Genomic DNA, 26,338 nt, shown 5'->3' on the forward strand with positions numbered 1-26,338 from the left:
CTCTTTGCCCTGACGAGACTTCCACCACTCGGTGGGTCAGGTCAAGAATCGATTAAGACCATCGCTACCAGGCCGTCTTGTCAAAACTCTCAGCTTCCCTGTGCTAGCCGTCGCTCCAACGGTGTCCGCATCCGTGGCGTGACTCGCACCTCTCCGAACCACTCGGCCAGGTGGTTCGCCTCCGTCTCGACGGCCCGTTCGACCTCCACGCCGACGTCCTCCAGGAAGTGGTGGACGACCTCGCCGTCCGGGCGCTGCGCCCAGCCACCGACGATGCGGCCGCCGGCCCAGACGGTGGGCCCGATGTTCCCGGTGCCGTCGAACAGCGGCGCCTTGTGCGGGCCGAGATACCAGTCGCGCTCGATCCAGCCCATCGACGTCGGATCGAGCGACGGGAGCAGCGCGACCCACGGTCCGGGCTCCTCGACGGGCTCAAGATCGTCGGCGAGGACCACGCCGGGAACGCCGTCGAGATCGACCTCGACCGGCTGGATCGCCGCGAGCGCCTTCTTGGTCTGACCGGCCGTCCAGCCCGTCCACCAGCGGAGGTCCGCGATCGGGGCCGGACCGTAGGCGTAGAGCCACCTCCGGCCGAGCTCGGCCCTGGCGGCGTCGGCGTCCCATTCGACCAGGCCCTGGGGCAGCCAGTCCGTCATCGGCGCCCAGTAATACTGGCTGCTGATCCAGCTGCCGCGCGGGCGGCCGCGCACGATGCGGCCGTCGACCGCGAGCTGGAACAGGACACGGCTGGTGACGTTGGCGGTCGCCTCGTACGGCTTGCCCTTGGCCATCAGCAGCTGCTGTTTGAGGCGTGGCTCGTCCTCGGACAGCTGCTGTGCCGTGGCGGAACCGCGGGCCTTCAGCGCACGCTCGGTCGCGTCCTCGACCTCGGCGAGCCAGCCCCCCGGCTCCGGCACGTTCTCCGGGTGTCCCTGCGTGCCGAGGTGCTGTTCGAGCAGGCGGCGCTGCTTCCTGGCGATGTCGGCGGAGCACGCGGCCTGCACGAGCGCCGCGTTCTCGTGGCCGAGGACGAAGACCGTGCGGCGCATGCCGAGCATCCGGATCAGCGTGCGCTCCTCGTAGAGCGCGCTCTCGAGCTCGGCGACGCCGTCGCCCTTCACACGCGCCCACGCCGACAGGTGCACCGACGCCGGGTCTGTGGCGTGCAGCGCGACGACCGCGTCCGCGGCGGCGTGCACCGACTCGGCGGGCGTGACGAGGCGATGGCGCGTCGCGAGGCGGGCGCGGCGCTGCCGGATATCGATCTTGGGGGTCACCGATCGTTCTTACCACCGGCCCCCGACAAAACTCCGGATCGGACCGGGGCACCGTACGGCTTCGGTCCGTGCTCACCGCTACCAGTTCCGATGCTCCCGGCCGTGGGCCAGTGGCGGCACCGGTGGCCCGGGCCGTGACTCGACGCGAGCGACCTGAGGACGCCGTGCCCGCGGGTGAGGCGGCGGCGCGGGAGGGACTGCCGGAATCACCTGGGTGATCTCGGTGTCCGGGTCCGCCATGGGTTTGTCCGGCACCCGGAGGTAGATCCTCAGCTTCTGGGTCGGCCGTTCGATCAGCCGCCAGGACACCACCCCGCAGGCGTACGCGGTGGGCACCGCGAGCACGATCAGCAGGTACGAATTGCGGACCCCGGCGAGGGTGTACAGCTGCTGCACCGGCATTCCCCACACGTACATCCCGTAGCTGGGATAGACCCACTGGTCGTAGCCGTCCAGCCGGCGCGGCCAGTGGTACGCCCAGGTGATCGCGCCGTAGCCCGCGGCGAGGGGCAGGATGAAACGCGTCGCGGGTTCGATGGGCGGGGTGAAGTTCGCGACGAGGTAGAGCGCCACCAGCGCGTACGCGACTGCCGGGCGCAACGGGATGAGGTCCCGGTAGCTGTGCAGCAGCATGCCGATGACGAACGCCACCAGGAACGCCACCATCGATCCCAGCGGCACGCTGAACAACGTGCCCGCGTCGCCCTGGAAGCCCACCGAGGCCCCGATGATCCCGTCCGCCACCATGAACGCCAGCAGCAGCGGGAACAGGACGATCCGTCCGCGCGCGAGGCCGCCCACCAGGCCGATGACGAGCACGATCAGATATCCGGTGGTCTCCATCGGGAGCGTCCAGATCGAACCGTTCGCGGAGTACGGGTACGGGTTCTCGGTGAACACCCCCGGCAGCAGGTGCTGCAACGGGTACAGCATCGCGTTGTGCACCACGTAACCCCAGGTGTCGGGATTCCCCCAGTACTCGCGCGGGCTGAGCACCGTCACCAGTGGCCCGATCACGAACGCCGTCACCATGACCACGAACAGCAGGGGCGGCCAGATCCGCAGCACCCGCTTGAGCAGGTAACGCCACCACGAGGAGTCACGCTGCCAGCTGTCCGCGATCTGGTAGCCGCTCATGGCGAAGAAGGCCATGAGCGCGAAGTACCCCAGCGAGATGTTCCAGCTCGACGGCAGGCTGGTGATCCGGCTCGGTTCGATGATCGGGAAACAGTGCTCGAAGACGACCAGGATCGCCCCGAACATCCGTAGCCACGCGAACCCGGCGTCCGGTTTCGCGTACGTCTTCGCACCCGGGCTACTCATGGACCACCGGGGCGAGCAGTCCGCTCAGGGTCGCGCGGGCCACCCCTGGCCCGAACTGGTCCGCGACGGCGACCCGGCCCGACTCCGAAAGCCGTTGCCACAAAGCGTCGTCGGTGAGCAGGGTGACGATCTTCTCGGCGATCTCTTCGGCCGTGTCACCGGTCAGTACCTCCTCGCCGTCGCGCAGCCGCATTCCTTCGAAGGCCAGCGAGGTACCGACCACCGGCACCCCGAACGCGAGGCTCTCGCCCACTTTTCCTTTGACGCCCGAGCCGAACCGCAACGGCGCCAAGGCCATCCGCGTGGCGGCGTAACCCGGCTCGAGTTCGGCGACCCAGCCGCGGACGACGACGCCGTCGCCGGCCAGCGCGTGGATGTCGCCGGTGGGGTCGGCGCCGACGAGCTCGAGCTCGGCCGACGGGCATTTCCGCCGCACGGCGGGCCAGATCTCACCGGCCAGCCAGAACGCGGCGTCCCGGTTCGGGCCGTGTTCGAAGCTGCCGACGAACATCGCGCCCGCCCGTCCCTCGGGGCTGGTGGGTTCGCTGCTGAAGGGATGCACATTGGACAGCACGTCGACCTTGGCCGACGGCACCAGTTCGGCGAGCAGGTCCCGTTCGGCCTCGGACACCACCAGCGTGCGGTCGGCGGACCGGACCAGCGCCAGCTCCAGTTCGCGGTACAGCTCGGCACGCCGCCGCAGCATCACCGCGATCGCCGGATCGCCGATCCGCTCGACGAGATCGGCTTCCCTGCCGAGCCGGACGAAGTGCAGATCGACGGTGTCGTAGGCCAGAACCGCCTGGGGCGCGCAGATCTGGATCCGCTCGGCCATATGCCAGGCGACCGTCGGCCGGGACAGCAGCACCAGGCTCAAGGCGCTGCCCGCCTCTTCGAGGAACTTCTCGCGGTCGGCCGGTTCGAGCAGAACGGTGACCCCGGCGCGTCTGAGGTCGTCGGCGTATTCCGGCGGCTGGACGTCGTCCATCGGGCAGAACACCACCCGCTGCCCGAGCGCGAGCAACTCGTCCACGAGCCTGCGCATCCGGACCGAGCCGGAATCCTTGTCCGGTGCGGGCACCTGCAGATCGGCGATCAGCACGATGCCGGTGTGACGGGGTGCTTTCCCGGGCATCCGCTGCCGCCCGAGCCACAGTCCCGCCGGGCTCGGACCGGCGATCTGCCCGGTCAGGGTCTCCGCCCACTTCTCGGCGAACACCAGCCGGTTGGTCTCCTGGAAGCGTTTGTGCCCCGAGCTCGGATCCGTGCCGTTCGAGACGCCCTCGTGGTGCACCACGACCGCGGCCGGTTCGACCACGGTCCGGGAACCGGCGGCACGCACCGCGAACGCCAGGTCGGTGTCCTCGTAATACGCGGGCGCGTAGCGCTCGTCGAACCGGCCGAGCCGCTCGAAGAGTTCGCGGCGGATCATGATCGCCGCGCCGGAGCAGTAGTCGACGTCGCGGACCGACGCGTAGCGGGCGTCGTCCGGGTCGTCACCGTGGCCGTAGTTCGCCGCGCCGGCGTCCGCCCAGACGATCCCGCCGCATTCCTGCAGGGTGCCGTCCGGGTAGACGAGTTTCGCGCCGGCCAGGCCGATCCGGTCGTCGCGATAGACCGCCTCGGCGAGCGAGTCGAGCCAGCCCGGCTTCGGCTCGGTGTCGTTGTTCAGCAGGACCAGCAGTTCGCCCCGGGCTTCGGCGGCGCCGAGGTTGGCGGCCTTCAGGAAACCGAGGTTGGTCCCGGTGCGGACCAGCCGCACGCCGGGACATTCGGCGAGTACCCGCGCGGACGCGTCGGGCGAATCGTCGTCGACGACGATCACCTCGAACGGCACCCGCGGCCGTCCTTCCTCGATCGACGCCAGGCACTGCCGCGTGTAGTCCCATTTGCCGTGGACCGGGATGACGACGCTGACCAGCGGTTCGGTACTGGTGGTCACGGCCACCGGTTCGAGGCCGTGCTCCTCCTGCGGGACCTCGTCGGTGCGCCCGAGCGCGCGCTCGTAGGCGCTCCGGACCGCGCTACCCCTCGGCGCGTACTTTTCGATGGCGCCCCGGTACTTCTTGACCAGCCGGTTCACCGTGGCCGAGTGGCCGTCGCTCAGTACCGCGTTCTCCTCGGCGAGCCGGGCCGCCTCGGCGCTGTACCGCTCGGCGGTCTCCGTCCGCCACGCCAGCCGCGCCGCGTCCAGTTCCGCCTCCCGGCGGAGTTCGGCGACCTCGGCCGTGAGCCGGTCGCGTTCCTCCCTCAGCCGGGCCAGCTCCTCCTCCGCCTCGGCGTGCCTGGATGCTCCTTGTTCCCTCATCGCTCCCAGCAGCGAAAGCTGAGGGTCGAGCAGGGTGCCGACGGCCGGGACGGCGTCCAGCGGACCGTCGGAGGCGATCCCGATGAGGTAGGTATGCGGGCTCCCGTCGGTGACCGTCCAGCCGTCCTCGCCGATCCGGGTCAGGCTCTGGTTCAGCGCCGGTCCCTTCGCGTGCGGCTCGCCGGGGTCGGCGGTCAGCAGCGAACCCACCGCGATGTTCTGCCGCAGCACGGCCACGTTCCCGAAATGGCCGCCGAGGAGCGCGCGGAACTCCTCCTCGGTCAACTCCTTGACGTGAAAGGGATTGTCGTTGCCGTGTTCGTGGCTGTAGACCCGGATGTCCGGGGTACTGCCGAGAAAGATCCCGCCGGGGGCGAGCCGGACGCGAACCAGGCTCATCAGATCGTCGTGTTCGACGACGTGCTCGATGGCTTCGAAACAGGTGATCACGTCGAACCGGCCGGCGTCGGAAAGCAGTCCCTGGTCGATGATCGACCCCTGGGCGAAGCTGAGATTCTTCCGCCCGGCGTAGGTGGTTCGCGCGTGTTCGACGGCCGACTCGTCGATGTCGACCCCGACGACCTCGGCGGCGGTCGTGGCCAGCAGCGCCGCGCCATAACCTTCACCACTGGCGAGATCGAGCACGCGCTTGCCTGCGACGAATCGGGCGGCGAGCGCGTACCGGTGATAGTGCTCGTAGATCATCTGGATGTCCCCGGCCCACGGCACACACCGCTCGCCGGTCCATCCGATCAACCTATGAGAGTCTTCCGAACCCGCCATGCGCGGGAGGTTACCGGGGCCTTGGGGGGGTCGTGCGGGATACCGATACTTCTGGTGGAAAAGTACCGTTGCCAGCCACCGCTGAACACTGAGAGCGCAGAGGGAGCAACCCACGGTGACCGAGTCCGATCGTTCACGCCGGGAACGAAACCTGGGCCTCGTGGTGATCGTGGTACTGGTGATCGTCCTGGAAGCCGCGGTGATCGGTTACCTCGTCACCTCGAACTGAGCGACGGCCGTCCGGGCTGTCAGGCGTTCACCGGACTCCCGCGGCTCTTCGAACCCGTTACTTTCAATTCCGTCAACGGACCGGGACCCCCGAGTTCTTGTGCGCGATCGCGCCGGGTGCCGCTGTCCACTGGTTGAAAGAGTGGGGAAAACCATGTCCAAAATCGGGAGAATCATCACCTCGTCCGCCGCGACCGCGGTAATGGCGGGAACGGCGATGTTCGGCCTGCTCGCCGCGCCGGCCCAGGCCGCGGAAACGGCCGCGTCGAGCGAAATCGGTATCGCTTCCTCCGACGACGGCGCCTGCAAGACTAAGAAGACGGTCGGAAACGCGCGGAACAAGGGAGATGTCTTCCACTCCTACGCCAAGACCTCCGTGTTCAAGCACAACCACGTCGGCATCTACTACACGACGAAGACAATCGTCGAGGCGCCCGGCAAGGGCAGCAAGAGCAGGTCCGTCACGGCGTCCACGCTGAAAAAGTGCGGCCCCATCTACAAGATGTCCGTCAACGCCAAGCAGTCCAGCCGCGACAAGGCGGCCAACCACGCCTACAACAAGTTCCGCGGTCTGGACTACGACATGGACTTCGCGAACAACAAATACAACAACAACGGGAAGCTGAACTGCTCCGAGCTGGTGTGGAAGGCCTACAAGGATTCCGTCGACATCGACTTGGACAAGAACGGCGGACTGGGCGTCTACCCCGACAACATCAAGGATGACGGCAGCACCGTGGTCTACGCGACCATCAAGTAACGACATTCGATGGACGGGTGCGGCCTGCCGGGTGCGGGCCGCACCACCCACCGCCTGAGAGGATTCGGCCCGGTGCGCCTCCCCCGACTCGTCGCGCTCGCCGCCTGCGCGCTTCTGGCCGTGACGGCCTGCACTTCGCCGGACGGCGGAGCGGAGATGAACATCGCCGATCCCGATGTGGTGAAGCTCGGCGAAACCGTCGCCGCGTTCTACCTCAGCCCGGACACCTCCGCCGACAAGCCGGCGGAAAAGCGGCAGCCCGCCTATCTGGTCCTGGTGCGGGCGGACGGCGGCACACAGCTGATCGAGACCAGCGGCATGACCGAGTCGCATATCGCGTGGTCGGAGACCGGGCTGTTCTTCAGCGACGACATCCGCGACTACATCCTCGGCAAGGGCGGTCTGGCCAGCTTCGAGAACAAGAAGGCAGGGCATCAGCAATCGGCTTTCGCGCTGCCCGGCGACAAGGGTTTCGTCGCGGTTTACAACGAAGGCTTCTCCGAATCCGGTTACACCAATCAGGTGGCCGTCACCACTTCGACCGGTTCCCAGCTCTACCGGGTCGAAGGAAACTACTTCATGAACGCGCTGTGCGGCGGCGTCCTCAACGGAATCGCCACCGACGCGGGAGCTCATTTCGCGAATTCGGCCAAGATTCCCGGCATGCGCTCGAAGGCCGATCCCAGTGCGCAGCCGGAGCTGCTTTCACAGCTGTACCCGGCAACCGAAGGAAAGGAAAAGGTCCTCGCCTGGCGAGGAGTCTTCGACGCGGGAGACCACAACCGTCACGTGCCGTGTCAGGACGGTGTCATCACGTTCCTTTCCGATTACACCGACGCCGACGGCAAGCCCCATCTGGCCATCGTTTTGTGGAACACCGGCGACGGTAAGTACACCGAACGGCCACTCGTCGACGCCGAAGGACGCCCCATCACCGAGAAACTGGTCGACCCCGAGACGTTCTCCCAGAAGACGTACGACGCCAAGGCCGTGCGGGAAGGCCGCCTCGAATGGCTCGCCGCGGACGGCCGGATCATGAGTACCGAAATCGCCTCCGGGATCACCACGCCACGGTTCGACACCGGGTTCACCTCGGACAGCGATTCGTCCAGCCAGGCCGTCTTCACGGACCGGTCGATAAACCTGATCCAGGAGACGTTCGACGGCAAGACCCCCGTCAGGATCAAGCGGTTCGATCGCGTCACCGGGAACCTGATCACCGAAATCACCGTGCCCGGACTGGCGGAACGGTTCGGCATCCAGTTCAACTTGCGCGGTATGGCCGTTCCCCCGTCGTCGTGAGTGGTAAGGACGGTTAGAACCGTCCTCACCACTCACGAGGGGGCTAGACCCGCTCCAGCTCGAAGACCGGGATGACGCGGCTGGTCTTGCTCTGGTACTCGGCGAACTGCGGCATGACGGCGGACTGCCTGGCGTAGACCTCGTCGCGCTCGGCGCCGGTGAGCAACCGCGCGCGGACCGGGAAGGTCTCGGTGCCGAGTTCGACCTTCGTGTCCGGGTTGGCCACCAGGTTGTGGAACCACGCCGGGTTGTCGTCGGAGCCGCCCTTGCTCGCGAAGATGAAGATCCGGTCGCCTTCGAGAAGCGGGACGAGGGGCGCGATCCGCTGGGTGCCGGACTTCGCGCCGGTGTGGTGGACGAGGACGAGCGGGTAGCCCTCGAACATGCCACCCGCCTTGCCGCCGGTCTCGCGGAACTCGGCGATCACGGTGCGGTTGATCTGGTCGAAGTCGAACGTGTCAGTCATGACCTCGATCGTATGACGCACTCAGTGACCGTATCGATGCCTGAAGACGCCACGAACATATCCGTTTGACGCACTATCCTCGATTCCATGGATCTGTTGGCCGAAGCGCTCGCCGTGGGCGGCGTCCGTGGCACCGCCGGGGCGCGGATCGAGGCGTCCGGACCGTGGGGCATCCTCTGGCATGGCATCACCCGCGCCGCCTTCTACGCCGTCACCTGCGGCACCGCCTGGCTGGAACTGGCCGGGCACCCGCCGCGGCAGCTCATGCCCGGCGACGTCGTCCTGTTGCCGAACGGCCCGGAGCACACTCTGCGCAGCGCTCCGGACGTCGCGATCATTCCCAACCTGTGCACGGCGGCGGAGAAGGCGCGAGCCTGCGGCGGCGTGTTGCGCCTCGGGTCCGGCGAGGTGGACACCCATGTCCTCGGCGCGTCCTACGACTACGACCCGGCGGTGTCCACCCAGGTGCTGGCCACCCTGCCGGAGCTGGTGCACATCCGCGCGAACCATGTCGGCGGCGGGCTGGACGACACCGTCCGGCTGTTGTCGCGGGAGCTGGCCGCCCCGCAGATCGCCACCGAGTTCGTCCTCAACCGCCTCGTCGACATCCTCCTGGTCCAATTGCTCCGCGCGTGGCGGACCGAAAAACCGGCCGAGGCGCGGGGAACCTGGCTCGGTGTCCTCGGTGATCCGCTGATCAGCGTGGCACTGGCGAAGCTCCACGAGGGCCCGGCGAAACCGTGGACCACCGATCTGCTCGCGGCGGAACTGGCGACCTCGCGCAGCACGCTGACCCGGCGCTTCCGCGAAACCACCGGCCGGACGCCCGGCGAGTACCTGACCCAGTGGCGGATGGACCTGGCCGCCGTCCGGCTGCGCGACACCGACGACACGGTGGACACCATCGCCCGCTCGGTCGGCTACACGTCGGTGTACGCGTTCAGCCGGGCCTTCCGCCGCGCTCGCCGTCAGGCTCCCGGGCAGTACCGGGCCTCGACGCGGGAAGCATCAAGTCGGCCGGGTGACCGGGTCTAGGGGCTCTTCGGGCTGTTCAGCGCACGCACCGACGCCCGCCGAGGGAGCACGTCAGGCCGTCTCCTCCTCCGGCTCCGGCTCGTCCGCCGGCCGCGTGAACAGCCGAGTCGCCGAAAGCCGCGCGACGCCGTCCGGCTCGCCGAGTTCGTCGGTCGCGTTCCGGATCGTCGCGTCGACGGACAGGTACTTGCGCCCCGCCCGCAGATCCGCGTCGTTGCGCAGCCGCACGATCAGCGGGAACTCGCTCAGCGCGCCGGCGTCGAACAGGCCAGTGGTGTAGATCAGCTGGACGCCCAGCGCCTCCGCGACCGCGCGCTGCAGTTCCAGCAGATAGCCCGCCGACGCACGGCCGATCGGGTTGTCGAGGAACAGCACGCCGGAATGCCGGTTGCGGGCCTTGCCGCGGTTGTTCGCCCGCAGCGCCGCCAGGGTGCAGTACAGGATGATCGCCGCGGTCAGCTGCTGCCCGCCGGAGAACACGTCCCTGATCTCGGAGACACGCTGCCGCTCGGTCCGCAGCACGGAGTCCGGCTTCAGCATGTCGACCCGGAAACCCTTGGGAGCGGCGGCCTGCACGCCGCGCAGGACGAGCGAAAGCCCGTCCCGCTTGACATCCCGGCCGTCGGAGGTCTTCCCCACCGCGGCCTCGTCGACGACCTCGCCCAGTTTCTCGGCGAGCACGTTCTCCTCGAGTTCGGTGAAGCGGATCCGCAGGAACTCCTGGCCCGACCAGTCGCCGAGACCGTCCGGCAGCCGCGAAACCCGTTGTGCCGCACGGAGGGTGCGCAGCGCGCCGTCGACCATGCCCTGCAGGCGGGTGATGATGCCGCCGCGGTGCCGGTCGATCTGCGCGAGATCGTCGGTGAGCGTGCGCAACCGGGGCCGCAGCGCCTCCGCCCATTCCGCGGCGTGGGCGGGCAGCTGATCGCGGCGGACCGAGATCACCTGCTGCCGCACCGGCGTGCTGAGCTTCTCGAACCGCTTGTCCGTGGCGTACTGCGCCAGCTGGTCGGCCGCGGCCCGCACCCGGCGGTCACCCGCGTCGGCGGCGTCCTGCGCCTCGGTGAGCGCGGTGTTGAGCCGGGAGTGCTTGGCGCGCGCCGATTCGACATCGCCGTCGAACGCGCCCTCTTCGTCGTCTTTGGACAAGAGGTGCGCCATGGATTCGGCCAGCAGACCGAATCCCGACGCGGAGGTCTTCGCGGACTCCAGTGTCGCTTCGGCCGCGGCGCGACGTTCCTGCAGTTCCTCCCACTTCCGCGCGGCGGCGGACACTTCGAGACTCGCCTCGTCGATCAGCTCCAGGCCGTGCTCGATGTCCTTCGGCCGCGCGTCGGAAGCGATCGCGGACGGCTGTTCCGGCAGCTGGTTCAGTTCCGCCTTGCGGGTCGCGACGAGCCCGACGATCTCGGTGCGCTCTTCCTCCAGCACCGCGACCGCGCGGTTCGCCCGCGCTTGCGCGGCCGCCCGCGCCGAAGCGTCGGAGCCGTCCGGTGTTTCCAGCAACGCCGATGCCCGCTCGCGGACGGCGTCGTCCAGGGCCTCCACGGCCGCCCGCGCGGACGCCTCGACACTCTCGGCCTGGTCGAGTTCGGCACGGAGGTCACTGCCGACCTCCACCTTCGCGTACGCCTCGGAAGCCGACGCGAACGTACGCCGCAACGCGTCCACCGGTTCGGTGGGCACGGGGTCGTTTTCGGTGACGTCACTCGATCCCGGCACCTCGGCCAGTTCCGCTTTCGCGGTCGTCGCCGTGCGGCGGTGCCCGTCGGCGGTGCGTTGCTCCTCGCTCGCCTGCTCGCGCAGCCGGGACGCCTTCACGGCTGCGTCGGAAGCCGTCGCCTCCGCCCGCTCGGCGGTCTCGGTCGCGCGTTCGACGTCGTCCGTCCACTCGGGAATCTTCGCGGCACGCGCGGCGAGCGTTTCGAGCCCGCGGGCCCGCTCCCCCGCCTCGGCCGAAGCCGCACGCAGTTCGGGGACCCGTTCCCGCAGCCCGGCCGCCTTCTCACCGAGGCGCTGGAATTCCTTTTCCGCCTGCTCCAGCGCGGTCTGCGCGGTTTCGTGCGCGGTGCGCGCGTTCTGGAGCTGCTCGGCCAGTGTCGCGATGCTGCCGGGCGGGTAGTCCTCGCGCCAGGTCTTGAGCTTCCACGACAGGGCGCTGTCGTCGGCGAGCGACGTCGCCAGCGCTTCCAGCCGACGCTGACGCTCCGCGTGCCGGAGCGCGATGGCCTCGCGCTCGGCGTCGGCGGCTTCCTCGTCGTACATCGCCGGATTCGGCGGCACGAGGAAGGCGATCCCGGCCTCGTCCGGCAGGCGGTCGTTCGTGGTGGCCTCGGTCGTGGCGACCGGGATGATCGTGGTGGGCAGCAGACGCCGCTCCGACAGGACCTTCTCGGCGAGCCGGACCTGTTCCGGTTCGTTGAGCAGGATCCCCGAGACCAGCTGGGGCGCGCGGGCCAGTACGGCCGCCCGCCGCTTCTTGTCCAAAGTGGACAAGTAGCGCCAGCCGGACCACGCGTTCATCCCGGCGGCTTCCAGCGCGTCCAAGGCGGCCTGGACCTCTTCGGTGGCGGGCAGGAGGCCGCCAGAGCCGAGCGCGTTCAGCGCGCGCTCGTCGACGGATTCCTCCATCCGCAACGCGGTCTGTTCCTTCTCCGCGGCCGAACCCGCCTCACGAAGACGCTCCAGCAACACCGGGAGGTCCGTCTCCAGCGTGACGTCGTCCGCGCCGAGGAGTTCGCTCAGCCGGGGTTCGACGGCGAGCGCGTCGGTGCGCCGGTTGGCGCGGTCGAGTTCGTCGGCCGCACGTTCCAGACGGTCCTTTGTGGACCCCGCGAGGCGGTGCGCGTCGTTGACGGTGGCCTGCGCGGACCGCAGATCCTCCGCGACGCGTTCGAGTTCCTGTTCGCGCCGTCCGAGTTCCGCGGCGGTCTCCTCGGCCTCCGTCCTGGCCGCACGCGCCGCTTCGGCGACGTCGGCACCGGCCTTGAGCGCGCCGGACCGGACGGTTTCCGCGATCTCCTCACGGATTTCGGCGATCCGCGCGCCCAGCCCTCGGGCCTCCGCCCGGCGCGAGGCCGCGAGGTTCGCCGACTCGTCGCGTTCCGCCTGAGCCTTCTCCGCCTCGGCACGCAGGGCGCCGACATGGGCTTCGGCCTTCGCCGCCTGCTCGGTGGCGTTCTTGGCCAGCGCCAGCAGCCCCCGCGCGAGCGCGCCCGCGGCGGCGTTGCGCGCCTGCAGCGCGGGCTGCGCCTTCTGCTCGCGATTCCCCACCAGTTCCCGGAAATCGCGCGCCTTGCGAGACGCGTTGAGGTGGTTCAGCACGGTGGCGCATTCACGCCAGGCCTCGGCTGCGGTCTTGGCCTCGGCCAGTTCGCCGTCGATCCGCTTCTTGCTCTCCTGCGCCTCCTCGAGCCGCAGTTTCCCGACCAGGCGGCGGAGTTCGGTGACCCCGGCGGTGAGACGGCGGTGGTCGCCCTCGGCCAGTTTCTCCGCGGACTTCACCTCGTCGACGTGCTGTTCGAGCCCGCTCAGCCGCTCGTTCTCCAGTTTATCGCGCGCGGCGACCTGACCGGCCAGCGTCCGCATCTCGGCGCGGGCCGCGTCGGCGAGCTTCCGTGAAGCGGCGGCGACGCTTTCCTCCTCCGCCAGCGGCGTGAGCAGGTCGAGCGCCCCCGCGACGAAATCGCGCTCCGACAGCAGATCCCCGCGCTGTGCGAGGTTGTGCGCGTACGTCGCGACGACTTCGGCGAGATCCTTCGGCTCCTCCTCCGAAAGCACCGCGCGCAACAGGAACTCGACGAACGCCTCGTCGGTGCTGAACGCGAAGGCGTCCGCCGCCTCGCCCTCACCGGCGTTCATCGCGCGCTGGTACCGGAAGAGTTCGGTGTCGAGGCCGAGCCCGTCGAGCCGGGACGTCCATTCGTGGTGACGCCGCGTCCAGAACAGCTCCAGTTCGGGCTCGCCGCCGTGCACCTTGTCGAGCTGGTCGTGGAAGCCGGACATCGTCAGCAGCCTGCCGTCCGACGTCAGCGGGAGCGAGTCCAGATCGAGCGAGGGCGTCGGCCGGAAGCAGTACCAGGAATCGACGAGGTTCTCCGAGTCCGCCGACACCACGTGCCCGCGCCATTCCGACACCTTGCCGGTGATCACCCGGTGGCCGGTCTCGACCTGCAGCCACTCCAGCACGACGTGCGAGACGTCCTTGGCCGCGACGAACTTCTCCAGCACCTTGGTGTTCGTCGTGCCGACGACCTGGCGGCGGCCGGGCAGCATGACCGAGAAGATCAGCTTGATCAGGACGGACTTGCCGCCGCCGTTCTCCAGGAACAGCACGCTCGCCGGCGACGGGCGCCGCGGCGGCCCCTCCCCCGCGAGGTGGATCCCGGCACTGAACAGCGCGTCCTGCTTGGGCGCGGTGATGGCCGCGCCGACGCCGCTGAAGTCCAGCACGACGTCCTGGTACCGCGCGCCCGCCGGGCCCACGGAATGCAGGCGAACCCGCGAAAGCTCGTACATCTCTTCCCTCCCCTAACCGAGAACCCACGTCCGCGATCGCGTCGCCAGGGCCCTGGTTCCCGTTGCCATCCAGGCTCTGTTTTCCGGCGCCCTGCGGCCGCGATAGCGGGGCCTCTGGCCCGGGCGGGTTCGCATCGGCTGATTTCCGCTCATCACCACTGCTCCGCTCGCCAGCCCTCTAGAGCGTGTCCGACGCGGCCGCGCGCAACGTCCCGCCGCCGTTGGCGACCGAGACGACGTTCAGCTCGAGCAGATCGTCGAAGGCCGCGTCGGCGGCGAGTTCGCGCACCTGCACCTGATAGCGCGGTGTCGTCCGGTAGGTCCCGCCCTGTTCTCCGCTGACCTGGACGAGAAACCCTTGATCGGCGAGGAAACGCAGGGCGCGCGCGACCATGCCGCGCGTGGTGTCCGACGCCAGCCTGCCGTCCTTGGTCGCCGCGGCCGCCGGACGCCGGGCGTAGGCGCGCCAGGCCTGTTCGAGTTCGGGCGCGTCGGCCAGCGGGTCGTTGTTCGCCTCAGCCTCCGCCGCGCGCTCGTCGAGGATCCGGCAGGCCTCCCGCACCATCGCGTCCACCTGCTCGACACTGACGCGGCCGATGTAGGTGTCGTTGGCGAGATCGTCCGGGCGCGGGTAGCCGAGCGCGGCGGTCGCGAGATGGACGAGCCCGTGCAGGACCTTCTCGGTCTCCCGGCGCTCGCGGATCTTGCTCTGCCGCGCGTAGCTGTCCATCTTGATCTCGAAGACGGACTCGTCGGTCGCCGCCAAGACGGCACCGGCTTGGAGGTTGACCTCCAGCACCATCAGCCCGAGCCCGGCCGCGACCGCGTGCGTGAGCTGTTTGAACGCCCTGTCCTCGCCGTAGCGCCGGACGAGGTCGCCGTACACGACGTCCCGCGACGGCAACTGCTTCGGGCGCATCCCGAAGGAGACGAGCCGGGCCGCGGATTCGACGTCCCCTGTGGTCGTCACGCGACCTCCTCCTCATCTTCGTGGCGATCGACCGTGGCCGACGAAAGCAGCAGATCCGCTCCGCCGAACTCGGGATCTTCGAGAAGCGTGCCGTCGTCGACGGCCAGCAGCACCTGGCGCTCCCCCTGCCGGAGCGCCGCGCCGACCTCGGGACTGTAGGCGTGCACCGCCCGCAACGCGACCAGGGCGGGCAGGCCGGGATCGATCCGGCGGGCTTCTTCGAGCAGCCCGGACAGCCGCCGCGGCACCTCCGGCAGGTCGAGCAGGTCGTCGGCGAGGCGCCACTGCTCGTCACCGAACTTGTCGGTGACCTCGGCGGGCATGAGCTCGGGCTCGGGGATCTCGCCGACGAGCTGGTCACGTTCGGGGGCAGGCCGCAGCAGCAGCGACACCAACGACGACAGCGACGGCACGGTCGGCGGGGAGATCCCGGCGCCGGCGTGGAAGAACGATTCGGCGGGCGCGACGGCCTCGGCGATCGGCAGGCCCAGCGTCGGCATCAGGAGCTGGCCGAACAGGTCGATCGTCGCGCGCTGCGGCGGCCCGGAGAACTGCTGCCGGTCCTGTTCGGCGCGGAACACCGCGCCCGCGTCGGCCAGCCGTGACTGGAGCCGGGTGTGGCGGCGGATGCAGTCACCGACGATGTCGACGAGCTCGGCCGCGCGGCGTTTGCGGTCGAGGTCCTCGGTCTCGTCCCTCGACGCGGTGATGTTCTTGAGGATCGCGTTCTCGGCGCGGAAGCGGGACTCGATATGGGACAGCGCCTGATCCAGCAGGTCCGGGACCTCGCGCTCCCAGTCGACCGCGCGCACGTCGCGCCGGGTGGCGTCGAGCTTGGCGCGCAGGGTCTCGCCGTACTGGACCGTCCGGTAGCGGGCCTGTTCCGCCGCGAGCTTCGCGTCGGCGAGGCGGCCGCGGTTGATCAGGTTCTCCAGTTTGACCTCGGCCGCGATCTGGGCCGACTCGACGTCGGTGTCCAGCGCGCCGACGAGCACGTTGATCGCCTCGTCGGTGGCGCGCAGGTAGACCTCGCCGTCGGGCGCGGCCAGCTCGACGAGCAGCTTGAAGTCGAACTGGCGACGCTGGTAGCCGCCGCCGGGGCCGATGGAGCCGTAGACGCGGCGGAACCCGCGATCGGTGGTGCCGACATTGATCAGGTTGTCGAGGACCCACCGGGCGACCTTGGCGTGCTCGCCGGGCGTCCGGCCGGGCGCCTGGAGCGCCACGAACGGCAGCAGCCGCGCGATCACCTGTTCGTGATCGGCGCCCGTGTCGAAGTCCATCGAGACGGTGACCTGGTCGATCGTGTGCAGGGCGATCTCGGCCATCTGGTAGATCGTGGCGTCCGCCCAGTCCAGCTTCGCCTTGCGCGCGTCGAGGTCGTGCAAGGGCGCGGTGCAGGCCAGCGCCTTGAGGCGGCGGGTCAGCCCCTCGTCGGCCAGCCCCATCCCGGTCAGCTCGTCGTCTCGCACAGCAGGCCAGGCTAGTCGCCGCCCCTCGCACCCCGCACGGGTGACCGGGGTGCCCGGCGCTCCGGGCGGCGGTAGCGTCTGGTTCATGCGTGAAATGAGCCGGGACGAATGGTGGGAGTTCGCGAGCGAGGGCACGCGGACGGGCATGCTCGGCCTGGTCCGCGCCAACGGGGCGCCGATCGTGACGCCGGTGTGGTTCCTGCTGAACGAGGGGCCGGACGGTGACGAGCTGATCTTCACCACCGGCACGGACACCCTCAAGGGGAAGGCGCTGCGACGCGATCCGCGGCTTTCGCTGGCCGTCGACGACCAGAGGCCGCCGTACTCGTACGTGCAGTTCACCGCCGAAGCCGTGTTGCACGACGACCTCGACGAGATGCTCGAATGGGCGACCAGGCTCGGTGGGCGTTACATGGGCGAGGACAAGGCCGAGGCCTACGGCAAGCGCAACGCCGTGCCCGAGGAGTCGTTGGTGCGGGCGCGGATCACGAAGGTGATCGCGCGGGCGGACATCGCCGGCTGACGCCTTTTGTCTCCGCGTGAAGGCCCCCTTCCCTCGGCTCGCCGAAACAGTTGCGCACGGTGAAATCCGGGAACTTCGTGCCCAGCTGNCTCTTCCGATCTCGGCTCAGCCGAGGGAAGGGGGCCTTCACGCGCGTCGTGCGGGGCTGCTCTGGCTGGGTGTGTGGTCGCAACCTTCAGCGGCCGCGCCAGCCCTTCCCTCCCATCGCGTTTAGGGAGGTGACCCTCCGTGTTGATGTTGGTCAAGTATTGACACGAAGCACCCGCTGGTGTGTGATCTGAACCATAGATAGGAAAGTTTCCTAACTAAAACTCCACGTCCCCCGCCGGGCTCGCCCGGTCCGCCGTTGCACCTCCCGACCCCGAACTTCACGCATGGAGGCTCCAGTGGCACCCCGACCACCGTGGCGCGCGCTGCTCACGTGTGCCGCCGCGACGGCGATGACCTTCGCCGTCCTGCCGGCGCTGCCCGCCGGCGCGGCACCGACCGATCACGAATCCGAAGCCGCGACGATCTCCCAAGGCGCTGTCGAAAAGAACCACGCGGGCTATTCCGGCACCGGGTTCGTGAACTTCGACAACGTCGCCGGCAGCTATGTCGAGTACACGGTGAACGCCGCGCAGGCCGGAACCCAGACGCTGACCTTCCGCTACGCGAACGGAACCACGATCGACCGGCCGGTCTCCTTGAGCGTCAACGGCACCGCCGCCGGAACTCTGTCCTTCCCCGGAACCGGGGCGTGGACCACCTGGAAGACCGTCACGAAGGACGTCGCGCTGGCCGCCGGGACCAACAAGATCCGCACCACCGCGACGACCGCGAACGGCGGGCCCAACGCGGACAAGCTCACCGCGAGCGGGGTGGTCGACGCCGAAGCGCCGACCCCGCCGAAGAACCTGGCCGCCAAGGACATCAAGGCCCGCAGCGCCACCTTCACCTGGGAAGCCGCGACCGACAACGTCGGCGTGGTCCGCTACGACGTCATGCGTGGCGGCAACATTCTCAAGACCGTCGACGGGAACACGCTCACCACGACCGTCGACAACCTGCAGCCGAACACGGCCTACGACATCTCGGTCGGCGCCTTCGACGCGGCCGGAAACCCTTCGCAGCAAAGCAATGTCGTCCAGTTCACGACGCCGTCCAGCGGGGACACCACGCCGCCGACGGTGCCGGGGAACCTCCGCTCGACGTCGGTGACCGCGAACAGTGTCTCCCTGGCGTGGAACGCTTCCACGGACGACAGCGGCACCATCGCCGGTTACGACGTGTACCAGGGCACCACGAAGGTCGCGACGACGCCTTCGCTCGAAGCCACGGTGACCGGCCTGACAGCGAACACGTCGTACACCTTCACGGTGAAGGCGCGTGACCTCGACGGCAACGCATCGGCCGCGAGCAACGCACTGACCGCGAAGACGAGCGGCGCCGCGGGCGGCGGGATTCCCGAATACGACAAGGACATCACGAAGGTGGACCTCGCCTGGTCCGTCGACTTCCTGCCGGACGGAACTGGGCTGGCGACCGAACGGGACCGGTTCGAGATCCTGCGGATCACGCCGTCGGGGGAGAAGACCACGCTCGGCAAGGTTCCCGGCGCGGTCGGCACCAGTGGCGAGGGCGGCCTGCTCGGCATCGCGATCTCGCCGAACTACGCCACCGATCACGCGATCTACCTCTACCACACGGCTTCCGGGGACAACCGGATCGTGAAGATGACCTACGAGAACGGAAAGCTGTCCTCGACGTCGACGCCGGTGCTCACCGGGATCGCCAAGAACCGTTACCACAACGGGGGAAGGGTGCGGTTCGGTCCGGACGGCAAGCTCTACGCCACCGTCGGCGACGGGCAGAACAAGGCGACGGCGCAGGACAAGAGTTCGCTCAACGGGAAGATCCTGCGGCTCAACCTCGACGGCTCGGCGCCGAACGACAACCCGTTCTTCGCCACCGGCGGCAACGCCCGATACGTCTGGAGCTACGGGCACCGCAACCCGCAGGGCCTCGCGTGGGACTCCCGCGGCCAGCTGTGGTCCTCGGAATTCGGGGACGGCACCCAGGACGAGCTCAACCTGATCCAAAAGGGCGGCAACTTCGGCTGGTCCCAGTGCGAAGGGACCACCGGCAGCTGCGCCGGCACGATCGCGCCGAAGAAGACCTGGCCGACCAGTTCCGGCGGGCCGAGCGGGATCGAAATCGTCAACGACTGGATCTACGTCGCGGCCGTCACCAGCCAGCAGCTCTTCGCCACCCAGATCAACGCGGCGGGCAACGGCGTCGGCTCGGTGCAGTCGCTGTTCTCCGGCCGCTGGGGCAGGCTCCGCTCGGTCACCAAGACACCGGACGGCGGCCTGTGGGTCACCTCGACCAACGCGGACAAGAACGGCGGCACCCCGAGCGGGATCGACAACGTCGTGGTCCGGCTGAAGTTCCCCGGTGCCTCGCAGCCGGGAGCGTTCAAGCTGACCAGTTCCGCGTTCGCCGACAACGCGTCGATCCCGGACAAGTTCACCTGCGCCGGTGACGGCACCGCGGGCCAGGACACCTCCCCGCCGCTGGCGTGGGGCGCCGGGACCACCGGTGCCAAGGGATACGCGATCGTCTTCGCCGACGTGGCCAACAACGGCAACAAACTGCACTGGGCGATCTGGGACATCCCGGCGTCCGCGGCGTCACTGCCCGAAGGCCTCGGAGCGGGCTACACCGTCCCGAACCAGAACGGCGCCAAGCAGAAGGCCATGGGGAGCGGGGCGAACTCGCAGAAGTACTTCGGCCCCTGCCCCGGCGGCTCCAGCCATCCCTACACCTTCACGCTCTACGCGCTGAAGTCGGCGACGGTTCCGGATTTGTCCTCGTCCTCGACGATGGCTCAGATCGAAACGGCGATCAAGAACGCCTCGACGGCCAACGTCAAACTACGCGGCAAATCCAGCGCCGCGTCCTGAGCACGGCCGGGGTGTCCGGAGCGGCGCCGGGCACCCCGACCGTATCCAGTGTGAGCTGGAGGAACGCCACCCCGTCCGGGACCTCCCGGCGGGGTGGCGTTTTACGTGCTCACCAGCCGAACAGGTTCCGCATGATCCGCCCGCACCGCTCGGTCATCGCCGCGGCGTCCTGGTCCGGCTGGTCGATCCACCAGCTGATCAGCGAATCGACCACGCCGGTCCACACCTGCGCGATCGCCTCGATGTCGCGATCGTCGTCCAGGCCCCGTGAGCGCATCAGCTGGGCGGCGCCGACCAGGGCGAACCCGTCGAGCCGGTAGCGGTAGTCGATTGCGACGCCGGCGATCTCACCCGTCGAGGGCACCGTCGGGTCGCGGAGCAGCTTCCAGGCGTACCGGTCGTTGTCGAACGTCTCGAAAATGGCCGAGAGCACCGCGAGCGGCATCCGTTCCGGCGGCTCGGACTCCGCCGCCATCGTCTCGGCGACGCCTTCGGTCAGCCTGTCCCCCGCGCGGTGCAGGCAGGCGAGGTACAGCCCGTCCTTCGAGCCGAAGTACTGGTACAGCAAGGGTTTCGTGACACCGACCCGGCGGGCGATCTCCACCATCGACGCCCCGGCGTACCCGTTCTTGCCGAACTCCTCCGTCCCGGCGCGCACGATCTGGGTCTCCCGCTCTTCGCGGGGCACCCCCTTCGTGCCGACGGCCCTTGCTTCTGTCACGGCGATTATCTTACCCTGAGGTAAGTGACCCTTGGGTAAGTTACCTGACGGTCAGATTACGGGGGCGGACGAGGGAGAGGTGCGGTGGCGGATTTTCTTGCCCATCTGAGTGACCCGGTGCTGCTGGCGACACCGGTGTTCGTGCTGTTCGTCGCGATCGAGATCCTCGCGCTGCACGTGCTGGGCCACGACGACAACGTCATCGGTTACAGCGTCAAGGACACCCGCACGAGCATGTCCATGGGCGCGGTGGCGGTGGTGATCAACGGTGTCTTCCGTATCGCCATGCTGTTCGTGTTCGCCGCGCTCTATGAACTGGCGCCGGTGAAGTTCAGCCCGCACGACTGGTGGACCTGGGTCCTGATGCTGCTGGGCCAGGAGATCGTCTTCTACGCCTACCACCGGGCGAGCCACCGTGTCAGGATCATGTGGGCGGGCCACCAAGTGCACCACTCGAGTGAGCACTACAACTTCTCGACGGCGTTACGCCAGAAGTGGACACCGTACTTCCAGCTGCCGTTCTGGTCGGTCCTCGCGCTCGCGGGCATCCCGCCGTGGATGATCCTCACCGGCCTGTCGATCGACCTCGTGTACCAGTTCTTCGTGCACACCGAGAAGATCCGGAAGCTACCGCGCTGGTTCGAGTACGTGTTCAACACGCCTTCACACCATCGTGTGCACCACGGCAGCGACCAGGAGTACCTGGACGCGAACTACGGCGGCATCCTGATCATCTGGGACCGGATGTTCGGCAGTTTCGTGCCGGAGGGCAAGCGCCCGACCTACGGGCTGACCAAGAACGTCGAGTCCTACAACCTGCTCAAGGTCGGCTTCCACGAGTACGGCTCGATCCTGCGCGACGTCCGCGCGGCGGGGTCGTGGCGGGACAAACTCGGCTACGTGTTCGGCCCGCCGGGGTGGCAACCCAAGGAGGCGCCAGTCCGTGCCCTGTAAGTCTGTTCGATGGGCTTCGTGATCCAGGTGGTTCCTGGTGGTGCGGACGGTTCGGCCTCGTACCGGGTCGTACTCGGCTGGACCGCCCGTGCCGCCAGGGGCCACCTGGGCGCGAAGATCGCAGACATGGACTTGCAGGACACGGCCTAAGCGCTCCTTCGCAAGCAGGGTGCGTTCTGCGGGCGGATCTCCGGCGGGAGGGTCTCCAGCGGTGGCCGCTCGGTGAGGGCCACATCGGTGAGCACGAGTTCCCGCTCGACGGACTCCCCCGCACCGCGCCGGAACTGGGCGAGCGACGTCGACGGGGGCGCCGCGGAGATCACCCGGCCCCCGCGTTCCAGCCGGTCCATCAGGGTCAGCATGATCTGCGCGGACATCCGGCCGAGGGCCTGCGTGCTCTGGTGGCGGTGGGTCCGGTGGCCGAGGTCGACCTGGGCCAGCGCGTCGAGCCCGTGCGCTTCGAGCAGGTCGATCAGATGGCCGACCTCGACGCCGTAGTGCGTGACGAACGGGATGCCTTCGAGCACGTCGCGCCGTCCCGCGTACTCACCGGCGAGCGGCTGGACGAAACCGGCCAGTTCCGGCCAGTACATGTTGAGCAGCGGACGGGCCACGAGTTCGGTGACGCGGCCGCCGCCGTCGGGTTCGACGCCCGCCGCCCCGGCGAGCGGACGGTGGTAGAAGCCTTTGACGTAGGCGATCCCCGGGTCGGTCAGCAGCGGCCCCAGCAGACCGGTCACGTAGCCGGCGGTGAAATCGCGGAGATCGCCGTCGACGAAGGCGATGAGATCGCCGGTGGTTTCGGCGACGCCCTTCCAGAGCGCTTCTCCCTTGCCTGCCAGGCTTTCCAGCTCCGGAAACACCGCGTCCTGCGCGACGACGCCCGCTCCGGCCGCACGGGCGACCTCGGCGGTGGCGTCGGTGGAATGACTGTCCACCACCAGGATCTCGTCCACCAGGGGGAACTGTTCGACGAGTTCGCGCCGGATGGTGCCGACGATCGCACCGACCGTTTCCTCCTCGTCGCGGGCCGGGATCACCACCGAAACCCGGGTCCCGCGTTTGGCGGCGACCAGCTCCGCCGCCCACCAGTCACCCGCCCGGCTGCTGCGCCGCGCGAGCCACCTGTCGACCTCCGCCGATACCCGCATGGCTTCCCCTTCCCTCGAAGATCACCTCACCGGCGATCTTCGAGGGAGGCTGTTTCCATCGGTCGTCACCACGGAAACCGCCGCGTTACGCCTGCCCGCCGCGGGTTAACGCCCGGAGAGGACCTCCCCTGTCCGTCGCTTCGCGAGGTAGAAACGCCGCCTCGTGCGGTTTCGCCCCGTTGCTGGAACTGCTCGGGCCGGCCGCGACCCGCGGGCCCATCCCGATCTCGATCCTCACCGCGGCGAGCGCGGCGGTGGGTGACCCGGATCGGCGGGTGCACGTCCGTGACTTCCTGGCCGGGCTGGGTGATTCGGTCAGGCGGACACGGGCGGGCCTTGCCGACGAAACCGTCCTGTGGACCGGAGAGGCACCCGTTCCCTTCCCCGATGTGGCGACCCGCCTGCACGCCCGGCTGGCGGCGGCGACCTCGGAGGTGGCATTCGTGACCGGAGACGACGAGCCGACGCTGGAACAGAGCTACGCGGCGGCCAACGGGGCTGAGCACTTCTGGCTCGCCGGACTCCGCGAAGACGCCCTCGCCGCGTTGGAGCGCAGGGCGTCGCACATCCCCGTCGAGAACCGGGAACGCTGTGCGGCCCGGGCGAGCCGCGCGGAGCGGGAACTCGGCGAGACCGACCGGATCACGCTGCGCTGCAAGGCACGGCACGCGACGTGGACCCCTTCCCTCGGCTCAGCCGAGGAAACTCGCCCTTCACACCTTACCGAGTAAGGGGCACTGGTACCGAGCCGGTCAGGCCTCGTCTTCTTCGAGCATGTCCGGCGTAACCGCGGATTCGGTGTCCGGAATGCCTTGTTCCTTCGCCTTCTTGTCGGCCATCGCCAGCAGGCGGCGGATCCGGCCGGCGACGGCGTCCTTGGTCATCTGCGGATCGGACAGCTGGCCCAGCTCTTCGAGCGAGGCCTGCCGGTTCGACAGGCGCAGCTTGCCCGCGGCGAGCAGGTGCTCCGGGGCGGATTCGCCGAGGATGTCCAGCGCGCGCTCCACCCTGGCCGCCGCGGCGACGGCCGCGCGGGCCGAACGACGCAGGTTCGCGTCGTCGAAGTTCGCGAGCCGGTTCGCGGTGGCGCGCACCTCGCGGCGCATGCGCCGCTCTTCCCAGGCGAGCACACTCGTGTGCGCGCCGAGCCGGGTCAGCAGCGCGCCGATGGCGTCACCGTCACGCACGACGACCCGGTCCGCGCCGCGGACCTCGCGCGACTTGGCCTGGATGCCCATCCGCCGGGCGGCGCCGACGAGCGCCAGCGCGGCCTCGGGACCGGGGCAGGTGACTTCGAGCGACGACGAGCGCCCGGGTTCGGTGAGCGAACCGTGCGCCAGGAACGCGCCGCGCCAGGCGGCTTCCGCGTCGGCGACGCCGCCGGACACGACGGCGGCGGGCAGCCCGCGCACCGGACGGCCGCGCTGGTCGATCAGGCCGGTCTGCCGGGCGAGCCCCTCGCCGTCCTTGACCACCCGGACGACGTACCGCGTGCCCTTGCGCAATCCACTGGAGGAGATGACGTGGACGTCGGACTGGTGTCCGTACAGTTCGTGGATCTCCTTGCGCAGCCGCCTCGCCACCGAACCGGTGTCGAGTTCGGCCTCCACCACGACGCGGCCGGCCACGATGTGCAGCCCGCCCGCGAATCGCAGCATCGACGCGACCTCCGCGCGGCGCGGGCCGATCTTGGTGATCTCCAGCCGGCTCAGCTCGTCCTTCACGGCGGCGGTCATCGCCATCGCTGCCCCTCCATACCTTCAGCTCCTCCCCCGGTGAGACCGAGAGCGTCCCGCATACAGCCCGCGAGCGCATCAGGATCATGCCGCCCCGTCACGACCGGGTCAGCCACCGCCCCCAGCAACGCCCGCGCGCTCAGTCTCCCGGCGGCGTCCCGCAACCGGGCTGGTGAGGGCACCGAGTCACGATCCGCGATAACCGCGTCCACCCGCAATTCCGGGGCGTGTTCGAAGAGTACGTCCAAATGCTTCTCCGGCGAGAACCCCGCCGTCTCCCCCGGTTGGGGGATCAGGTTGAGGATCACGACCTTCGTGGCGTCCGTTCGGAGCAACGCGTCGTGCAGATCCGGCACCAGCAGATGGGGCAGCACACTCGTGAACCACGAACCCGGACCGAGGAACACGACGTCCGCGCCGAGGACCGCCTCGATCGCCTCGGCACAGCCACGCGGCGGCCGATCGGCCTGTCCGGTCGGATGCAGGCTGATCCGGTGCACCTGCCCCGGCGTCGTCGCCACCGCCACCTGACCGCGGATCCGCCGGACCGCCTCGGGATTCTCGGCGTCCAGCCCCGAAACCTCACCCTGGATCTCCAGCGGTTCGGGTGACATCGGCAGGACGCGGCCGGAGATGCCCATGAGCCTGCTCGCCTCGTCGAGCGCGGCGACCGGGTCCCCGAGCACCTCGAACAGCCCGGCCAGCAACAGGTTTCCGACCGCGTGCCCGGCGAGCGCGCCGTCGCCGCCGAAGCGATGCTGGAACACCTCCGCCCACAGGGTCCCGCCGTCCTCGGCGGCGAACGCGGCGAAGGCCTGCCGCAGGTCGCCCGGCGGGAGCAGCCCGAGCTCCCGGCGCAGCCTGCCGGACGAGCCCCCGTCGTCCGCGACGGTGACCACGGCGGTGACCTGCGAGGTCACCCGGCGCAACGCGGTGAGGGTGGCGTGCAGGCCGTGCCCGCCCCCCAGTGCGACCGCGCGCGGATCACTCGCGGCCAAGGTCGCGGTGCACCACCTTCACGGCCATACCGTCCTCATTGGACAGACGCTGGGCGAGTTCCTCGGAAATGGCGACACTGCGGTGCTTCCCACCCGTGCAGCCGACGGCCAGCGTCAGGTACCGCTTGCCTTCGCGCTTGTAGCCCGCGCCGATCAGGCGCAGCAGCTGGTGGTAGCGGTCGAGGAACTCGTCCGCGCCTTCCTGGCTGAGCACGTAGTTGCGGACCTCGCCTTCGAGACCGGTGTGGTCGCGCAGTTCCGGGATCCAGAACGGGTTCGGCAGGAATCGGACGTCCATCACCAGGTCGGCGTCCATCGGCAGGCCGTACTTGTAGCCGAACGACAGCACGGTGACCCTGGTCTGCGTGCTCGCCTCGGAACCGAAGGCGTCCTCGATCTTGGCTCGCAGATCGTGCACCGAAAGCGACGAAGTGTCGAGCACGAGGTCGGCCTCTTCCCGCAGCGGCTCCAGGAGCGTGCGCTCGGCGGTGATGCCGTCGGCGAGCCTGCCGTCGCCCTGCATCGGGTGGCCGCGGCGGACGGCCTCGAACCGGCGCACCAGCACCGCGTCGGTGGCCTCCAGGAACAGGACGCGCGGCTTGTAACCGCGGGCGTCGAGGTCCTTGATGACCGAAGCCAGGTCGTCGGTGAACGCGCGCGAGCGCACGTCCATCACCACGGCGACCTTGGTGATCGCGCCCCGCGCCTGCGCGCCGAGCTCGACCATGGTCGCGATCAGCTCGGGCGGCAGGTTGTCCACCACGAACCAGCCCAGGTCCTCCAGGCATTTCGCGGCGGTGCTGCGGCCCGCTCCGGACAGACCGGAAACGACCGCGACCTCCATCCCCGAACCGCGGCCTTCTTCTTG

20 protein-coding genes are annotated in these 26,338 nt (G+C 69.1%); 8 read left to right on the top strand and 12 right to left on the bottom strand.

All coding sequences use genetic code 11. The features are described 5' to 3' along the window. Positions 1 to 89 precede the first annotated feature (89 nt). The 3 genes from LCL61_RS31425 to LCL61_RS31435 all read right to left on the bottom strand — a co-directional run bounded on the left by LCL61_RS31425 (position 90) and on the right by LCL61_RS31435 (position 5,691). Entirely contained in the window at positions 90 to 1,277 is a 1,188-nt protein-coding gene (locus LCL61_RS31425; RefSeq protein ID WP_340683112.1) for a winged helix DNA-binding domain-containing protein, read from the bottom strand. 78 nt (positions 1,278 to 1,355) lie between these two features. Beyond that, positions 1,356 to 2,600: an acyltransferase gene (locus tag LCL61_RS31430; protein WP_340683113.1), complete on the bottom strand. Its 1,245-nt coding sequence runs from the start codon at positions 2,598 to 2,600 to the stop codon at positions 1,356 to 1,358. Then, positions 2,593 to 5,691, bottom strand: a complete 3,099-nt coding sequence (locus LCL61_RS31435; protein ID WP_340683114.1) for a glycosyltransferase — start codon at positions 5,689 to 5,691, stop codon at positions 2,593 to 2,595. Before LCL61_RS31435 ends, LCL61_RS31430 begins: the two co-directional genes overlap by 8 nt. Before the next feature lie 382 nt (positions 5,692 to 6,073). Here LCL61_RS31435 and LCL61_RS31440 point away from each other — a divergent pair, with 382 nt between their 5' ends. Together LCL61_RS31440 and LCL61_RS31445 are read left to right on the top strand one after the other, a co-directional pair. Beyond that, positions 6,074 to 6,679, top strand: a complete 606-nt coding sequence (locus tag LCL61_RS31440; protein WP_340683115.1) for a YiiX/YebB-like N1pC/P60 family cysteine hydrolase — start codon at positions 6,074 to 6,076, stop codon at positions 6,677 to 6,679. A gap of 72 nt (positions 6,680 to 6,751) precedes the next feature. Then, positions 6,752 to 7,981 (top strand): hypothetical protein, encoded by a 1,230-nt coding sequence (locus tag LCL61_RS31445; RefSeq protein WP_340683116.1) that lies wholly within the window; start codon positions 6,752 to 6,754, stop codon positions 7,979 to 7,981. Between the two features lie 43 nt (positions 7,982 to 8,024). On the opposite strand, the gene LCL61_RS31450 is transcribed toward LCL61_RS31445, so the two are convergent. Then, positions 8,025 to 8,447 (bottom strand): nitroreductase family deazaflavin-dependent oxidoreductase, encoded by a 423-nt coding sequence (locus LCL61_RS31450; RefSeq protein WP_340683117.1) that lies wholly within the window; start codon positions 8,445 to 8,447, stop codon positions 8,025 to 8,027. Between the two features lie 87 nt (positions 8,448 to 8,534). Between LCL61_RS31450 and LCL61_RS31455 the strand changes: the two genes are divergently transcribed. Further along, a complete protein-coding gene (locus tag LCL61_RS31455; RefSeq protein WP_340683118.1) occupies positions 8,535 to 9,482 on the top strand; it encodes an AraC family transcriptional regulator in 948 nt (315 codons plus the stop codon). Between the two features lie 51 nt (positions 9,483 to 9,533). On the opposite strand, the gene LCL61_RS31460 is transcribed toward LCL61_RS31455, so the two are convergent. From LCL61_RS31460 to LCL61_RS31470, 3 genes are all read right to left on the bottom strand, one after another. Further along, positions 9,534 to 14,000: a hypothetical protein gene (locus LCL61_RS31460; RefSeq protein ID WP_340683119.1), complete on the bottom strand. Its 4,467-nt coding sequence runs from the start codon at positions 13,998 to 14,000 to the stop codon at positions 9,534 to 9,536. Between the two features lie 178 nt (positions 14,001 to 14,178). Then, positions 14,179 to 14,919 carry a hypothetical protein gene (locus tag LCL61_RS31465; RefSeq protein ID WP_046199931.1) on the bottom strand — a complete coding sequence of 247 codons (741 nt, stop codon included), beginning with the start codon at positions 14,917 to 14,919 and terminating at the stop codon, positions 14,179 to 14,181. Between the two features lie 47 nt (positions 14,920 to 14,966). Beyond that, a complete protein-coding gene (locus LCL61_RS31470; protein WP_340688726.1) occupies positions 14,967 to 16,418 on the bottom strand; it encodes a hypothetical protein in 1,452 nt (483 codons plus the stop codon). A gap of 109 nt (positions 16,419 to 16,527) precedes the next feature. On the opposite strand from LCL61_RS31470, the gene LCL61_RS31475 reads away from it, so the two are divergent. Together LCL61_RS31475 and LCL61_RS31480 are read left to right on the top strand one after the other, a co-directional pair. Continuing rightward, entirely contained in the window at positions 16,528 to 16,965 is a 438-nt protein-coding gene (locus tag LCL61_RS31475) for a PPOX class F420-dependent oxidoreductase (RefSeq protein ID WP_340683120.1), read from the top strand. A 440-nt stretch (positions 16,966 to 17,405) separates the two neighbouring features. Beyond that, the gene (locus LCL61_RS31480; RefSeq protein WP_340688727.1) at positions 17,406 to 19,910 is read left to right on the top strand and encodes a PQQ-dependent sugar dehydrogenase; all 2,505 of its coding nucleotides are present in this window, start codon (positions 17,406 to 17,408) and stop codon (positions 19,908 to 19,910) included. A gap of 109 nt (positions 19,911 to 20,019) precedes the next feature. On the opposite strand, the gene LCL61_RS31485 is transcribed toward LCL61_RS31480, so the two are convergent. Then, on the bottom strand, positions 20,020 to 20,631 hold the full coding sequence (locus tag LCL61_RS31485; RefSeq protein ID WP_340683121.1) for a TetR/AcrR family transcriptional regulator: 612 nt from the start codon (positions 20,629 to 20,631) through the stop codon (positions 20,020 to 20,022). Between the two features lie 84 nt (positions 20,632 to 20,715). Between LCL61_RS31485 and LCL61_RS31490 the strand changes: the two genes are divergently transcribed. Both LCL61_RS31490 and LCL61_RS31495 read left to right on the top strand, forming a co-directional pair. After that, complete coding sequence (locus tag LCL61_RS31490; RefSeq protein ID WP_340683122.1) at positions 20,716 to 21,585, top strand: sterol desaturase family protein; 870 nt, start codon at positions 20,716 to 20,718, stop codon at positions 21,583 to 21,585. A gap of 18 nt (positions 21,586 to 21,603) precedes the next feature. Then, on the top strand, positions 21,604 to 21,735 hold the full coding sequence (locus LCL61_RS31495; protein WP_340683123.1) for a hypothetical protein: 132 nt from the start codon (positions 21,604 to 21,606) through the stop codon (positions 21,733 to 21,735). Here the strand turns inward: LCL61_RS31495 and LCL61_RS31500 are convergent. Continuing rightward, a complete protein-coding gene (locus tag LCL61_RS31500) occupies positions 21,732 to 22,736 on the bottom strand; it encodes a glucosyl-3-phosphoglycerate synthase (RefSeq protein WP_340683124.1) in 1,005 nt (334 codons plus the stop codon). The genes LCL61_RS31495 and LCL61_RS31500 overlap by 4 nt on opposite strands. 179 nt (positions 22,737 to 22,915) lie before the next feature. Between LCL61_RS31500 and LCL61_RS31505 the strand changes: the two genes are divergently transcribed. Beyond that, entirely contained in the window at positions 22,916 to 23,467 is a 552-nt protein-coding gene (locus LCL61_RS31505) for a hypothetical protein (protein WP_340683125.1), read from the top strand. 21 nt (positions 23,468 to 23,488) lie between these two features. Here the strand turns inward: LCL61_RS31505 and whiA are convergent, their stop codons facing one another. The 3 genes from whiA to rapZ are packed head-to-tail and all read right to left on the bottom strand — an operon-like array spanning position 23,489 to position 26,314. Further along, positions 23,489 to 24,478, bottom strand: a complete 990-nt coding sequence (gene whiA / locus LCL61_RS31510; RefSeq protein WP_005152315.1) for a DNA-binding protein WhiA — start codon at positions 24,476 to 24,478, stop codon at positions 23,489 to 23,491. Further along, complete coding sequence (locus tag LCL61_RS31515; RefSeq protein ID WP_340683126.1) at positions 24,469 to 25,470, bottom strand: uridine diphosphate-N-acetylglucosamine-binding protein YvcK; 1,002 nt, start codon at positions 25,468 to 25,470, stop codon at positions 24,469 to 24,471. The genes whiA and LCL61_RS31515 overlap by 10 nt, the downstream gene beginning before the upstream one ends. Then, the gene (gene rapZ / locus LCL61_RS31520) at positions 25,457 to 26,314 is read right to left on the bottom strand and encodes an RNase adapter RapZ (protein ID WP_034311885.1); all 858 of its coding nucleotides are present in this window, start codon (positions 26,312 to 26,314) and stop codon (positions 25,457 to 25,459) included. Before rapZ ends, LCL61_RS31515 begins: the two co-directional genes overlap by 14 nt. Between the last annotated feature and the right edge of the window lie 24 nt (positions 26,315 to 26,338).

Source organism: Amycolatopsis coloradensis (assembly GCF_037997115.1).
GTDB classification, from domain to species: domain Bacteria; phylum Actinomycetota; class Actinomycetes; order Mycobacteriales; family Pseudonocardiaceae; genus Amycolatopsis; species Amycolatopsis coloradensis_A.

Bases quoted from the DNA above. Each gene is read 5' to 3' on its own strand.
- LCL61_RS31430 (WP_340683113.1), bottom strand. From the start codon at position 2,600: ATGAGTAGCCCGGGTGCGAAGACGTACGCGAAACCGGACGCCGGGTTC.
- LCL61_RS31435 (WP_340683114.1), bottom strand. From the start codon at position 5,691: ATGGCGGGTTCGGAAGACTCTCATAGGTTGATCGGATGGACCGGCGAG.
- LCL61_RS31440 (WP_340683115.1), top strand. From the start codon at position 6,074: ATGTCCAAAATCGGGAGAATCATCACCTCGTCCGCCGCGACCGCGGTA.
- LCL61_RS31450 (WP_340683117.1), bottom strand. From the start codon at position 8,447: ATGACTGACACGTTCGACTTCGACCAGATCAACCGCACCGTGATCGCC.
- LCL61_RS31455 (WP_340683118.1), top strand. From the start codon at position 8,535: ATGGATCTGTTGGCCGAAGCGCTCGCCGTGGGCGGCGTCCGTGGCACC.
- LCL61_RS31460 (WP_340683119.1), bottom strand. From the start codon at position 14,000: ATGTACGAGCTTTCGCGGGTTCGCCTGCATTCCGTGGGCCCGGCGGGC.
- LCL61_RS31465 (WP_046199931.1), bottom strand. From the start codon at position 14,919: ATGCGCCCGAAGCAGTTGCCGTCGCGGGACGTCGTGTACGGCGACCTC.
- LCL61_RS31470 (WP_340688726.1), bottom strand. From the start codon at position 16,418: ATGGGGCTGGCCGACGAGGGGCTGACCCGCCGCCTCAAGGCGCTGGCC.
- LCL61_RS31475 (WP_340683120.1), top strand. From the start codon at position 16,528: ATGCGTGAAATGAGCCGGGACGAATGGTGGGAGTTCGCGAGCGAGGGC.
- LCL61_RS31480 (WP_340688727.1), top strand. From the start codon at position 17,406: ATGACCTTCGCCGTCCTGCCGGCGCTGCCCGCCGGCGCGGCACCGACC.
- LCL61_RS31500 (WP_340683124.1), bottom strand. From the start codon at position 22,736: ATGCGGGTATCGGCGGAGGTCGACAGGTGGCTCGCGCGGCGCAGCAGC.
- whiA (WP_005152315.1), bottom strand. From the start codon at position 24,478: ATGGCGATGACCGCCGCCGTGAAGGACGAGCTGAGCCGGCTGGAGATC.
- rapZ (WP_034311885.1), bottom strand. From the start codon at position 26,314: ATGGAGGTCGCGGTCGTTTCCGGTCTGTCCGGAGCGGGCCGCAGCACC.